10 protein-coding genes and 1 tRNA gene are annotated in these 13,531 nt (G+C 73.6%); 6 read left to right on the top strand and 5 right to left on the bottom strand.

The features are described 5' to 3' along the window. Positions 1–559 precede the first annotated feature (559 nt). Positions 560–1,468 carry a hypothetical protein gene (locus ACFRQN_RS35930; RefSeq protein WP_380744719.1) on the top strand — a complete coding sequence of 303 codons (909 nt, stop codon included), beginning with the start codon at positions 560–562 and terminating at the stop codon, positions 1,466–1,468. After that, positions 1,465–2,694, top strand: a complete 1,230-nt coding sequence (locus ACFRQN_RS35925; RefSeq protein WP_380744717.1) for a hypothetical protein — start codon at positions 1,465–1,467, stop codon at positions 2,692–2,694. Before ACFRQN_RS35930 ends, ACFRQN_RS35925 begins: the two co-directional genes overlap by 4 nt. Positions 2,695–2,955: 261 nt before the next feature. Here ACFRQN_RS35925 and ACFRQN_RS35920 read toward each other — a convergent pair. Next, positions 2,956–3,027, bottom strand: a tRNA-Val gene (locus ACFRQN_RS35920). A gap of 145 nt (positions 3,028–3,172) precedes the next feature. Between ACFRQN_RS35920 and ACFRQN_RS35915 the strand changes: the two genes are divergently transcribed. Continuing rightward, positions 3,173–4,582 carry a hypothetical protein gene (locus tag ACFRQN_RS35915; RefSeq protein WP_380744715.1) on the top strand — a complete coding sequence of 470 codons (1,410 nt, stop codon included), beginning with the start codon at positions 3,173–3,175 and terminating at the stop codon, positions 4,580–4,582. Between the two features lie 101 nt (positions 4,583–4,683). Continuing rightward, positions 4,684–4,899, top strand: a complete 216-nt coding sequence (locus ACFRQN_RS35910) for a zinc ribbon domain-containing protein (RefSeq protein WP_049659427.1) — start codon at positions 4,684–4,686, stop codon at positions 4,897–4,899. A gap of 42 nt (positions 4,900–4,941) precedes the next feature. Here the strand turns inward: ACFRQN_RS35910 and ACFRQN_RS35905 are convergent, their stop codons facing one another. The 3 genes from ACFRQN_RS35905 to ACFRQN_RS35895 are packed head-to-tail and all read right to left on the bottom strand — an operon-like array spanning position 4,942 to position 9,627. After that, positions 4,942–5,775, bottom strand: a complete 834-nt coding sequence (locus ACFRQN_RS35905) for an HAD family hydrolase (RefSeq protein WP_074000779.1) — start codon at positions 5,773–5,775, stop codon at positions 4,942–4,944. After that, positions 5,775–8,381 carry a phosphoribosyltransferase gene (locus tag ACFRQN_RS35900; RefSeq protein WP_380744713.1) on the bottom strand — a complete coding sequence of 869 codons (2,607 nt, stop codon included), beginning with the start codon at positions 8,379–8,381 and terminating at the stop codon, positions 5,775–5,777. Before ACFRQN_RS35900 ends, ACFRQN_RS35905 begins: the two co-directional genes overlap by 1 nt. Before the next feature lie 37 nt (positions 8,382–8,418). Next, a complete protein-coding gene (locus ACFRQN_RS35895; protein ID WP_380744711.1) occupies positions 8,419–9,627 on the bottom strand; it encodes an HpcH/HpaI aldolase/citrate lyase family protein in 1,209 nt (402 codons plus the stop codon). 357 nt (positions 9,628–9,984) lie between these two features. Here ACFRQN_RS35895 and ACFRQN_RS35890 point away from each other — a divergent pair, with 357 nt between their 5' ends. Further along, a complete protein-coding gene (locus ACFRQN_RS35890) occupies positions 9,985–11,145 on the top strand; it encodes a TerD family protein (protein WP_380744709.1) in 1,161 nt (386 codons plus the stop codon). A 111-nt stretch (positions 11,146–11,256) separates the two neighbouring features. Here ACFRQN_RS35890 and ACFRQN_RS35885 read toward each other — a convergent pair whose 3' ends face one another. Continuing rightward, entirely contained in the window at positions 11,257–11,997 is a 741-nt protein-coding gene (locus ACFRQN_RS35885) for a Tellurium resistance (protein ID WP_049652604.1), read from the bottom strand. Positions 11,998–12,326: 329 nt separating this feature from the next. Between ACFRQN_RS35885 and ACFRQN_RS35880 the strand changes: the two genes are divergently transcribed. After that, positions 12,327–13,472, top strand: a complete 1,146-nt coding sequence (locus tag ACFRQN_RS35880; RefSeq protein WP_380744707.1) for a DUF2637 domain-containing protein — start codon at positions 12,327–12,329, stop codon at positions 13,470–13,472. The last annotated feature ends 59 nt before the right edge of the window (positions 13,473–13,531 follow it).

The raw sequence follows: 13,531 nt of genomic DNA, 5'->3' as shown, positions 1-13,531 counted from the left end.
CCCCCGACCATCCCGGTCGGGGGCACCGGGCTCCCTGCTGTGGGCGCGGACGGTTTCGAACCGCCGACATCTGCTTTGTAAGCTCGTTCGTCCTTTCGGGCAGGCTCAGCGAAGCCTCGCCCCCTCCCGACAGGCGGGCGCTGGCGGCCTTCCTTGCCGTTTCATGTCCGTCGGTTTTGCCGCCAGGACCTGCCGTCAGTGAGGACCAGGACATGCCAACCATCAGGTTCGGCCTGACGACAACTCACTCATCGGACTATCGACTTGACGTATCGTCCGATCGTGAGTCAGGCTCCTCTTGCGTCGAACCGCGTCAGTGCGACGTACGACACCTGGACTCCCAAATCCGGGTGGCCCCACTGGGGCACTGCGACCCGACCGGCAATCCGGGCGGTGAATGTTCGTACTGCTGCACGACGTGGCAGGCGCCACGGAGCACACCCCGTCAGGCGACGGCAGTTCCCTCCGTGGGCGGACGACACTTCTGGCCTTCCGGCGTCGCGCCGCTAAAGCCGTGCAGCAACTCGGCTGCACGACGGTGTCACGATGGGCACACCCAGTGACCGAGCACATTCCGCTCTTCCGTGAACCGCACAACCTCCAGCCCCACATCGAGCTCCCCGCCCAGGCGGATCACGACCTCGAGGCTCTCAGCATCACCCGCCGGCCCCTGCCCCTGCCGGAGATGCCGGCCACCGCTGCACTGCGGAAGGTCGCCATGCGGCTGGAGAAGAACCCGCGCACCAACCTCGACGAGGACGCCCAAAAGGCCGCAGCGGCCCTGCAGGTCGAACCCGAACGGGCCGCCCTGCTGGTCACCGCACAGCCCAACGGAGTCTCGCTGCTAAGCGAGGTAGCCGTTCCAGGCGGCGCCCTGGACGTGATCGAATGCCGGGCCTGGGCCCGGATGCTGTTCCCGCTGTATCAGCCGCGCATCGCCGCCCTCTCCCTGTCCGTACCGGCGCCCCGCCTGCTGGACGAACACGACGGGAACGGTCACCCACTCGCACAGGCCCAGTGCGAGTTCTCCTCCCCGAAGGAGCTCGCCGAGCTGGTCCGCGAGACGGTGGTCAGCACGCTGAACACCCCGAAGTCCGACTACTCAGACTCGATCATGCAGCGCGGCGTGTCCGAGCCACTCCTGGTCATCCTGGTCAGGGTCACCTTCACCGACGGCTCGCCCTCCCGTGTGTTGCCCGTCGTCGTGGACGGCATCTCCCGGCTCTCCTCCGCTGCGAAGACCCGCACCGCGCGGAGCAACGAGGGCACCGGCGATGCCGTGGTCGAGGATCTCCTGCGCGACCCCAACAGCCTGCGCCGCGCGGTGCGGGACGAGGTCGTCACCTACAACACCGCCTACCAGCGCGGGCTGACCGACCAGGTCGTCCGCGTCGGCCAGGCCACGACCGTGCCCGTCCGCCTAGTCGTCGGCGCCCACAACGGCAACACCCCGGAGGCCGGCCAGTGACCACGCAGATCACGACCGCGAACCCGCTCGCCCCGGAAAGCACCTTCTCCTTCGTCACGATGGTGGAGAACCTCGTCGCCGGCGAGCACCTCGAGAAGAACCCCTGGACCCAGGACGCGATGTGGCACAACATCGCCAACCAGGTCATCGACGGGCTCGTCGCCCGCGGCGTGCTGACGCGGATCCAGGGCGACATCATCACCGGGGTCACGCCGCTCGCCGAGCTCCCCGACCTGATCGGCTGCCCCGACGCTTCCCCCATTTGGCGCGCGATCTACAGCACCCAGCGCCTCGCTAGCGGTGCCGCGTTCCGCGCGGCCAAGGCCGAGATCCGCAACATCATGGCCCGCCGTGCCGTGACGACCAAGCAGTTCAGCTTCATGCTCGGCGTCATCGTCGACCGGGACATCCGCAAGTCCAAGAGCCGCAAGGAAAAGGGCACCCACAAGCCCGCCTCCCTGCAGACCGCCCGCAACGCCTTCGGGGACGGCGGCTACCTCATCGAAACCGTGACTGCCGCCACCTGGGCGCCGATCTACAAGGCGCCCACCGAGCTGCTGGAGCTGGCGCTCGCTGGTGACACAGCGGCCCGAACCACGCTGATGATCGGCGGCGGATACGCCCTGATCATGGACGGCTACCTCACCCGCGACCGCGAGTCCAAGTTCTACGAGGGCACCACCCCCTACCGCGGCATCCCGCCGGTGATCCTCAGCGACTTGGCGAGCCACCCCCACGGCCTGCGCATGCTCGCCACCGCGTGGTCGGGGTGGGACCCTGAACGGCCCACCCACGAGTACAACATCCCCGACATCAACGAGGATGGCAGCGTCGTCATCACGGGGTCGACTGTCGAAACCCGTCAGGCGATGCGGCTGACCGAACACCGGCTCTTCGAGATCGCCAGCCCCAGCAAGGTGATGGCCGGGTTCCTCAAGCAGCAGGAGAACCGCCGCAGCCGGGGCGCCGACAGCCCCGAGGACCGCGACCGCGACAACCGGGACCGTCTCACGGTGGCCCTGGAGATCGCCATGGACGCCGCCACCGAGCTCAGCGCATCCACCGTCTCGCCGCCGCCTCACCCCTTCGGCACCCACGACGAGTGGGCGAAGGCTCGGGATGCCGCACTCCAGGTGTATGCCACGCTCGTAAAGAACGAGCCCGACGCCCAAGCCGGATTCATCGACAGTGACGACCCGGACAGCGACGAGGACGAGTCGTACTAGTCGCAGAACTCAGCGCTTGTTGACCACGCGCCGGCCGGCACCCTGCCGGCCGGCGCCTATTCTTCACTGGCCGAGTTCGCCTCGCGAATGTGCACCGACTGGCACATCAGCTCGCCAAGCACGCTCCCAGACTCAGCCTGACAAGGTCGACCGGGCTGGCTCAGCGAAGCCGCACACCGCTCCCGGCAGCCGGACGCTGGCAGCCTCCTTACAGTGCAGTCAACAGGCCCGCAGCATGATCGCTGCGGGCCTGTTGCGCTGTGGGCGCGGACGGTTTCGAACCGCCGACATCTGCTTTGTAAGAGCAGCGCTCTACCACTGAGCTACGCGCCCCCTGCCGTGGCCCGACCGGGCGCACGACGAGAGCCTAGGGTACCTGGTCCCGGGAGGTGGTGGGGGACGGGCGCCCGGTGAGGGGCGGGGCCGTGCGGCGGGCGGGGTGGGAGGGGGTGCCGGGCCGGCGGGGGGATCGGGGAGAATGGGGGCCGGATCAGCGGGTCGGAGCAGGGAGCGCGCAGTGACGGTGGCCGGCGGGAGCGGGCGGGGGCGGCGTCGGGCGGGGGCGGCACTGGCCGACGCGTTGGTGGTGCCGGTGGCACTGGCGGGTGCGCTGGCCGCGGTCGGGGTGGCCTCCGCCGGAACCGGCGGCTGGTGGGGCCGGCGCGGCGGCGGCGAGGGTGGACGGGCGCAGGCCCGGGAGGCCCGGGCGGCGGCCCAGGAGGCGTTCTACGAGCTGGAGGAGACCCAGCGCGAGGTGCAGCTCGCGGTGGAGACCGTCCGAGCGGCCGAGGAGGGCCCGACGGCGCAGCGCGCGCTGGCCGACCTGGCGGCGATCTCCGGCCGGGTCGAGCAGGTCACCGTGAACTACCTCGCCGCGCTCGACGCCCACAACCTGGACAGCGAGACCCTGGACGCCGGCACGGCCGCGCAGGCCAGGCGCCGGCTGGAGGACGTGAAGAGCCAGCTCGGCTCGGCCCGCGCGGAGCTGAACGACTTCCTGCGCCGCCTGCAGCCGACCGTCGAGCACGCCGAGCAGCAGCTGATGCGGGTCACCCCGGCGGTCGAGCAGGCCAAGCGCGCGCTGCTCGCGGCCACCACCGCGCTGGACGGGGCGCGCGGCGCCGGCCTGCGGGCGGACGACCTGGCGGCCCGGCTCGCCGAACTGGCGCCCGAGCTCGGCCGGCTGAACGAGGGCCCGGCCCGGCACGGGGTCGCGGACACCCTGCGGCGCGCGGAGGACGTGAAGCAGCGCGCCGAGGCGATCGCCGCCGACGCCGGACAACTGCCGGAGCGGGCGCGGGAGATCGACCGGCGGGTGGCGAGCCTGCGGACCCGCATCCAGGCGCTGGAGACCAAGGCCGAGACGGTCGAGCCCGCCCTGAGCGAGCTGCGCCGCCGGTTCAGCACCGCCTGCTGGCAGGACCTCCAGCGGGTGCCGGACCAGGTCGCGGAGGCCGGGCGGGCCGCCGAGCGCAAGCTCGCCGAGGCCGCCCGGGCCCGGGACGAGCAGCGCTGGGCCGACGCCACCGCCGCGATCGGGACGGTCCGCGCGCTGCTGGAGACCGCCGACGGCTCGGTGCTCGCGGCGAACGACCGGCTGCGGCAGCTGAACGAGGTGCAGCACGACCCCAACCGGGAGATCGAGCGCGCCCGCTTCGCCATCCGGGACGCGCAGCGGCTGGCGATGGCCGGGCGCAGCGCGCCGGACCCGCGGCACGCCGCCCCGCTGGACGAGGCGGTGGCCCGGCTGGACCGCGCCGTGGCCACGCTGGAGGCGGCCGGCCGGCACCCCGACTACTGGCACTTCCTGACCGAGCTCGCGGCGGTGCGGGACACGGCGGCCCGGGTGATCGAGCTGATCCGCGGGGACCTCGGCGGCCACCGGTAGCACCGGGAGCGCCAAGGCATCGGTAGCACCGAAGCAGCCGGAAGCCCTGGAAGCACCGGAAGCGGGCTGCCGGCGGGGACCCCGCTCGGTACCCTGCCGGTATGCCTCGCTACGACTTCCGCTGCCGCTCCTGCGGCGCCACCTTCGAGCTCCGCCGCCCGATGGCCCAGGCCAACGACCCCGCCGTCTGCCCGCAGGGCCACCAGGACACCGTGAAGCTGCTGTCCACCGTCGCCGTCACGGGCGGCGCGGCCGCCGCCCCGCAGGCCCCCGCCGGGGGCGGGGGCGGTTGCTGCGGCGGCGGCTGCTGCGGCTGACCCACCCGCAGCCGAACCCGGATCCGAACCCGGACCCGGGGGTCAGCCCCCGACCGGCAGGGCCGACGCCCCCGCCAGGAACCGCCGGACGATCTCCTCCCCCGCCGTCACCCCCACCTCCGTCAGGGCGGTGACGCCAGGGGCCGTCCAGCCGCTGTCCGCGAGTTCGCCGTGCCCCGGGCGCCAGCCCGCGTCCGCCGCGAGCAGCAGGTCGGCGTCGAGCAGCGAGTCCCCGGCCGCCAGCACGGTGTCCGCGCCGCGGCGCCGGACGACCTCGGCCAGCGCGGCGCTCTTGGTGAGCGGCGCGGGCACCGCGTACACCTTGCGGCCCTGCAGGGAGACCGTCCAGCCGCGCTCGGCGCACCATCCGGTCAGCTCCGCCAGCCAGCCCTCCGGCAGCGCGGCGCGCTCGACCACCAGGTAGGCGAACAGCTCGTCGGCGACCCGCCGCTTGTGCGTCCACTCCGGGTCGGCGCACAGGGCGAGCCGCCGGACGACCTCCTCCAGCGGGGCCGAGCCGGCGGCTATCCGCGCGGTGATCTCGGCCCGCCAGTCACCGTCCGGCACGCCGTCCACCAGCAGCTGCCCGCCGTTGGCGCAGATCGCGTACGCGGGGACCCAGTCCGGCGTCGGGCCGGGCAGGTTGACCCGCCCGTACTGCTCCGGCGTGCGGGTGGTGGCCGGCACGAAGCAGGCCTCCCGGGCGAGTTCGGCGAGCAGCCCGGCGGCCCGCTCGGTCATGAAGGACAGCGGCCGCCCCTGGTACACCTCGACGCAGAGCAGCCTCGGCGCCAGCCGGTCGGGCCCGGCCAGGGCCATGGCCCGCTCGGAGTAGATCAGCGTCCGGTCGAGGTCGCTGGCCACCAGGACACCCATCAGGATTCCCTCCCCGTCGTCTCGGTCACGGTGCCCCCGTCGGCCACCGCGCGCCCGTCTCCCCCGGTCGCCCCGCGGCTGTAGCGGGGGTGGATCAGGCCGACGCAGGTGTACGGCAGGCCGTCCACCTCCTCGACCTCGACGCCGCGCTGGGCGGCGAGCAGCCGGACGTGGTCGAGGTCCGCCCCGGCGCCGCGCCGGGCGAGGATCCGCCAGGGGACGCGGCGCAGCAGCACCCGGGTGGTCTCGCCGACACCGGGCTTGACCAGGTTGACGTTGTCGATGCCGTACTCGGCGCTGATCCGCTCGACGGCGGCCCAGCCGGCCCGGTCGGGCTCCCGGTGCGGGTCGGCGGCGAGCCGGTCGGCGCCCTCGACCGCCGCGGCGCGGACCTCGCCGAAGCGGGCGGCCACCGCGTCCAGGAAGAGCGCCGAGACGTCGTTCCCGGCCAGCTCGGCGTAGTGCTTGGCGCCGTGGAAGTCGTCCGGCCCGATCAGCCCGGCGCGCAGCACGGTGCGCGAAACCAGCCCGGAGACCGTGGAGTTGAGGCAGGCGGACGGGATCAGGAAGTCGTCCCTGGTGCCGTACGTCCGCACGCAGCGGCCCGGGTCGGCGAGCACCGCGAGGTCCGGGTCGAAGCCGGTGCCGGCCAGCGCGTCGGCCAGTTCGCGGGTGATCGCGCCCTTGCCCGTCCAGCCGTCCACGAACACCACGTCCTGCGCCCGGTGGTGGGCCGCCAGGTACCGCAGTGCGACCGGGTCGATGCCGCGGCCGCGCACGATCGAGACCGCGTAGTGCGGCACCGACAGGCCGTGGGCGAAGGCCAGCCAGCGGCGGACCAGGATGCCGACGGGCGTGCCGGCCCGGGCCAGCGAGGCCAGCACCAGCCCGGGGCCGCGCTCGCGCAGCAGCGTCTCGGCGACGGTGCCGACGGCGAGCGCGATCCGGCCGGCGGAGCCGCGCAGCGCCTGGTGGAACAGCTCCTGGTACTCGGGGCTGGGCTGGTACTCGACCGGCAGCGACTCGGCGTAGTGGGCGCCACCGTTCTGGACGGCCTCCTCGCGCTCCTCGGTGGGGGCTTCGAGCGCGACCCCGGAGAGGTCCTTGAGCAGCCAGGCCACCTCCTCGGCGGGGTACGAGGAGAACGCCGGCCCGTACAGGGGCGCGGGCAACTCCGAAGAACCGGGCAACTCCGAAGACAGGGGCGCGGCGAGCGGAGCGGGCACGACGGGCACCGGCCGGTGCGAGGGCAGCACGGCGAGCACCACCCGGTCGGTCACCCGCCGCAGCTGGCCGAGCAGCGCGTGCTCGCCCTCGTGCAGCGCCGGGGTGTCGGCCACGTCGTCCACCACCAGCACCACGGCGTCGAAGCGCCGCGCCGGGTCGCTGCCGGGGGCGACGTTGTACGCGTAGCGCTCGGGCGAGCCGCCGTCCCGCGGGTCGTCGTGGGCGGGGAAGGCGAGCCGGGTGCGGATGGCGTAGCCGGGGTCGTCCACCGCCAGGACGGGCGAGCGGGTGGTGGTGGAGAACCGGACGCGGTCGCCGCCGAGCCGCTCGGCGAGGGCGTCGGCCAGGCGCAGCGGCGCGTACATCAGCTCCTCGAAGCCGAGCACCAGCACCCGCCGCGCACCGGCGGGCAGGGCCTCGGCGAGCTGCCCGGCCAGCCGGGGCAGTGCGGCGTCCAGCCGGGCGCGGTCGTGGGCGGTGAAGCCGTGCCGGCCGCCGTCCGGGAGCCCGGCGGGCCAGTCCAGTTCGACCCGGTCCAGCGACGCGGGGCCGGCCGACGGCGGCTCCCCGACCGGGGGCGCGGCGGCCGGCGCCGCCTCGGCGATCAGCCGCTCGGCCCGCGCCACGACGTCCTCCGGCAGCTCGACGCCGCCGCTCGCGGTGGCCACCAGGTCCAGCCGGACGCCGAGTTCGGCGGCGGCCTCATCGAGCCGGCGCCGGTCGGCCGCGGAGCGCAGGTCCACCAGGGCGACCACCACGTAGTGCCCGCGCGGGTGGCGGGCGTGCAGGTCGCGGATGGTGTTGAGCACCGTCCGTCCGGTCGAGAACTCGTCGTCCACCAGCACCAGCGGCCCGTCGCCGGCGAGGAGTCCGGGGTCGGCGGGGAGCAGCAGGTGCGAGGTGGCGTGCGAGTGCTCCTCCTCGAAGCCGCCGACCGGGTCCAGGCCGGGCACCGGCCGGCGGGTGGAGTGCAGGTAGGGGGCGTCCAGGCCGTCGGCGACGCTGTGGCCGAGGCCGGTGGCCGTCTCCGCGTAGCCGAGTACGACGGCCCGCCCGGCCGCCTCCGCGCCGAGCAGGTCGCGGACCCGGCGGCCGAGTTCGAGCCCGGCGCCGTGGACCACCGAGGGCCGCTGCGGCACATGCTTGCCGAGCACGGTGGAGACCAGCAGGTGGGCGCGCTTGGGGTTCCCCGAGCGCAGCGCCAGGCCGACGAGTTCGGGGAGGCGCTCGGAGCCGGTCAGGGCGATCCCGGCCCGGTCGGCGACCCAACGGCCGGTCCACGTCTGCGGTGTTGCTGTCACTGCTGGTCCTGCCTTCGGTGGTGCGATGGTGCGTTCGTCGGTGCGTTCGTAGCCGGCGTTCACGGGTGCGTTCGTCATGTCCGTCGGTGCGTTCGTCGTGTCCGTCCGGGCGCCGTCAGCCGCACAGGCAGGCCGACAGCAGTTCGGCGAAGCTCACGTCCTCCCGGGCCACCCCGAACACCTCCGCCCGCAGCAGCACCCGCTCCGCCCAGGCCCGGTGCGGCCGGGCCTCGTTCATCTTGTTGGTGTACGCCGAGCGCAGTACCCCGCCGCCGTCATGCTCCTGCCGGAGGATGTCGCGGGCGTCGCAGTACTCCTCGTGCGTGACCACGGAGAGGGCGTGCACGGCCGGTACGTGGCTGGGGTGGATGCAGGTCTTGCCGAGCAGGCCGTTGGCCCGGTCGAGTTCGACCTCCCGGATCAGCCCGTCCAGGTCGTGTTCGATGATCCGCCGGCGGACCTCCTCGCCGGAGGCCCGGAGCACCCCGGCCGCGGCCGGGACGGAGGCCCCGGCGAACGGGGTCCGGCGCAGCTGCGGCTTGAACATCCGCTCCTGCACCGGGAAGTACTCCCAGACCGGTCCGGTGACGGTGTACCCGGTGCCGTCCGCCCGGCCGAGCACGTTGACCACGTCCCCGATCACCGAGGCGACCAGCGCCACGTCGTACGCGGTGAGGTCGGGCGAGCGCCGCAGGCCGTACGCGGAGCAGAGGTCGGTGACCCCGAGCCGGACGGCGAGCACCCGTTCGCGGTGGGCGGCGAGCAGCTGGGCGATGCCGAACAGCTGCTCCCGCCTGGTCTCCAGGTGGGCGAGTTCGGGCGACTCCAGGACGGGCATGGCGAACAGCCGCCGCCCGGTCGCGGCCTCGGCGGCGGCCAGCGCGGCCAGGTACCCGCCGCCGTTCGCCGGGGTGAACTTCGGCAGCACGAAGCCGCTGAGCAGTTCGGCGGCCGGGCCGAGACGCTCGGCCAGGTCGAGGATCTGGGCGGCGCTGCGGACCCTGATGAAGAGCAGGGGGTGGCTCTGTGTACAGTCGGTGAAGTCCTTGACCAGGTCATTCAACTGCTCGACCAGGTTCCGCTCGCCCGCGTCCACCTCGTGGTCGGCGATCGCGTCCTCCAGGCAGAGCACCATCGACACCACGCCCCGACCAGCGAGTTTGCGGATGTCGGCGGCCAGGGCGGGCCTGGTGGCCGGGCTGTAGAGGGTGCCGCCGAGGGCGGTGGCGATCACCTCCGGCCCGCTCCGCGCGCTGAACGGGCGCGGCTGTTCCAGGAAGAGCCGGCCGCGTACGTCCTCGGCGAGGTGGCCGAAATGGCGCAAGGTGCTCTCCTCCAGGAAGTGGACCGGCCCCCGGCCCGTTGCCGACGACACCCTGGTCAACCGGCCGACCGGGCGCCAAGGTTCCCGGGCACGCCGCCGCCGGACGCCCCTCCGCCGAACCCCCGGAGACCTTTCGACCGCCCATCGTACGGACGGGATCCGGCCGGTCCCGGTTCCCCGGCACTGAACTCCCGGAACATCCCGGTCCACTTGGACGATCATGGGCGCACCGGCGCCCCATCCCGGAAACGACGGCGGCAAACCTCGGAAAGCGCAAGTCTTGGCAAAGTCCGACTCCGCGCGGACCGGTCCGGTCACGTTGTCCGAAGGGGTGGCGAACAGGCAGGATGGTCGGCTATGACGCACGTGATGGCCAAGGGCGCCAACATCGCACTGCCGGCGGCGGCGGTCCGCGCCGTGCTGCGCTGGAGCGCCACGCCCGGTGCGCCGGACGTGGACGCGTCCGCGCTGCTGCTCGGCGCCTCCGGAAAGGTCCGCTCGGACGCCGACTTCGTCTTCTACAACCAGCCCCGCCACCCCTCCGGCCTGGTCCGCCACCTGCCCAAGCAGCAGACCTCCGGCGGCGCCGAGATCATCGACACGGTCGAGGTCGAACTGGGCAAGCTGCCCGCCGAGGTGGACCGCGTGGTGCTGGCCGGCTCCTCCGAGGGCGGGCCGTTCCGCGCCGTGCCGGGGCTGCGCCTGCTGCTCTTCGACGCCACGGCCGGTGAGGGCGTCCCCGCACTCGCCGAGTTCGCGATCGACGACGCCGAGAACGTCACCGCCCTGGTCGCGGGCGAGCTGTACCGCCGCTCCGGGGCCTGGAAGTTCCGGGCGATCGGCCAGGGGTACACCTCCGGGCTGATCGGCCTCGCCACCGACTTCGGCATCACCGTGGACGACGAGGCGGAGGCCGACCAGGCCCCCGGCGCCACCCCCGCCCCGTCCGGCGCGTTCGACCCGCGCAGCACCCCGCTGCCGGACCCGCGCTCGACCACCCCCGAGCCGGGCACCTTCACCCTGGCCCCGGCCGTCCCGCAGTCACCGCCCACCCCGACCACCGCACCGGCCCCGGCCCCGGCCACCGCCGCGAACGCCTCGCCCGCGCCGGCGACCCCGCCGCCGCCCACCGCCCCGCCGACCGTGCCCCCGCCGCCCACCGCTCCCCCGAGCAACCGACCCGGCACCGGCTACGGCTACCCCCAGCAGCCCGGCACGGGGTACGGCTACCCCCAGCAGCAGCCCGCACCGCCGCAGCAGCCCACCGGCGGCTACGGCTACCCGCAACCGGGCACCGGCCAGCAGCCCTACCAGCAGCAGCCGGGCGGTTACGGGTACCCCCAGCAGAACCAGCCCGCGCCGCCGCAGCAGCAGCGCCCCGCCGGCTACGGCTACCCGCAGCCCGGCACCGGCCAGCAGCCGCCCGTCCCGCCGCAGCCGCCGGCGGCCCAGCCCCCGGCGCCCACCGGCGAGGAGTTCGCGCTGCCCCCGCAGGGCCCGCAGTTCCAGCCCCGCTGACACCCCCGGCGGGGCCGCCGGACGACCCCGGCCCCGCCGCGCGCACCGCCCTCCGCCGTGGAACCGCCACACGCACCGCCCGCCACCGTGGAACCGCCGCGCCCGCCGGCGTCAGTCGCCCTTGTACCCGCGCTGCCACTGCATCCCGAACCCGTACAGCCGGTCGATGTCCGCCTGGAACCCGTTGACGTACCGCACCTCGCGCCGCACCGTCAGCTGGTTGTCCCCCGCGTTCTCGATCAGCACCACCGCGCAGGAGCGCGCCGCCCGGGCCCGCTCCTCCAGCTTGATCTCGATCCGCGGCCCGGTCTGCGGCACGATCGTCACCACCGCGTGCGACTGCTCGAAGGCCGGCGTGCCGTCGTAGATGTAGACGAAGATCAGCAGCCGCTTGAACTTGTCCTTCTTCTCCAGGTTGACGTACATCGTCTCGCCGGACGGCGCCCCGTACTGGTCGTCGCCGCTGAGCTTGATGTACGGCGCGTTCTGGAGGTCGCCGAAGAGCCCGCCGAGCGGCTGCACCACGCCGGTGCTCCCGTCGGAGAGCTCGTACATGCAGGCCAGGTCGAGGTCGACGTTCATCGGCTCGCTGTTCTGCGGCGAGTCCGGGTCCTGCGGCCGCAGGATCCGCGGGCTGAAGAACCGCTTGACGGACTCCCGGGCGCTCGGCCGGCGGGAGCCCCCGGCGCTCATCGTCCAGTGCAGGTTGACGTAGAGGTAGCCGGTGGTGGCGGCCGACCCGGTGATCGCGTGCTGCGGAGTCGACTTGGTGAGTATGACCTTGTGCTGACCGCCGGGGTTGTCGAAGGTGTAGCTCTTGTCCCCGCGCAGGTACTCCCAGATCGAGACCATGCCGTCCTCTCCCCCTGCTCCCGCCAGGCGTTCTGACGGTCCGCCGACCAATGATCGGGCATCGGCCCGGCCGTCGGATACCCCGTCCACCCCTCCCCTATCCAACCGGCGGGTCGATTGGCAGGAGGAAGCCGCCCTCCCGTAACATGCCGCCCCTTCGGACGCGATATCGTCTAGCCGCACAGGCGTCCCGTCCGCCCCTGCGCGGGCGCGGCGGGCATGCCGTGCGGCGACGAACCGACCGTCAGGCGGTGCCCGTACAGCGGGCCCTGACCACCTGTGTCGCGCTGTGATCCTGTCCCCTGCGGAAACCCGAGGCCCGACCCGCAATGAACCTGACCTCCATACAGCTGGTCTGGACCGTCATCGGCGGCGCAGCCCTGCTGTTCGTCGCCGTCCTGCTGGCGACGCTGCGTTTCAAGAGCTCGAAGAAGGACGAGTCCGGCGACTCCTGGGAGCGCAGCGAGGAGCGCCGCCGGCGCAAGGAGATGATCTACGGCATCTCCTCGTACACGCTGCTGTTCTGCTGCGCCGGCGTCGCCGCGGCCCTCTCCTTCCACGGCCTGGTCGGCTTCGGCAAGGAGAACCTGGGCCTGTCCGGCGGCTGGGAGTACCTCGTCCCGTTCGGCCTGGACGGCGCCGCGATGTTCTGCTCGGTGCTCGCCGTCCGCGAGGCCAGCCACGGTGACGCCGCGCTCGGCTCGCGCCTGCTGGTCTGGGTGTTCGCGATCGCCTCGGCCTGGTTCAACTGGGTGCACGCCCCGCGCGGCGTGTCGCACGACGGCGCCCCGCAGTTCTTCTCCGGCATGTCGATCTCGGCGGCGATCCTGTTCGACCGCGCGCTGAAGCAGACCCGCAAGGCCGCGCTGCGCGAGCAGGGCCTGGTGCCGCGCCCGCTGCCGCAGATCCGCATCGTCCGCTGGCTGCGCGCCCCGCGCGAGACCTACGCGGCCTGGTCGCTGATGCTGCTGGAGAACGTCCGCAGCCTGGACGAGGCGGTCGAGGAGGTGCGCGAGGAGCGTCAGGCGAAGCTGGACGCCAAGGCCCGCGCCCGCACCGCCGACCGCCGCGAGCGGGCCGAGCTGAAGGCCATCTCGCGCCAGGGCGGCATGCTCGCCCGGGGCCGCGGCGGCCGCCAGGTTCCCGCCCTCACGGCTGCCGGAGACGGCCCGAGCGCTACGGAGCCTGCCCTAGCCGCGGAAACCGACGCCACCACCCCGACCTCCCCGGCCTCCTCGTACGCGGACTCGCACCGGTCCGCCGACTCCTTCGAGCCGGCCGCCCTGGACGCCGGCCGCCGGCCGCGCGCCGCCGTCGGCTCCTCGTACGCGTCCTCCTCGTACGCGTCCTCCGGCACCGGGTCGTCCCGCAGCGACTCGACCATCGACCTGACGGCCGACGACGACACCCTGTCGATGCCGAAGCTGGACTCGCTGGAGCGCAAGCTGCGCGCGATCGAGCAGCAGCTCGGCTGACCGGGCGTCCCCCGGGGACAACCAGGAAGCACGGGAAAGGCCGCCCCCGGGAGACCCCG

It is taken from the genome of Kitasatospora sp. NPDC056800 (assembly GCF_042789775.1).
GTDB lineage: Bacteria > Actinomycetota > Actinomycetes > Streptomycetales > Streptomycetaceae > Kitasatospora.
The sequence above is the reverse complement of the archived record's forward strand: the minus strand, read 5'-3'. Positions and strand labels throughout refer to the sequence as shown.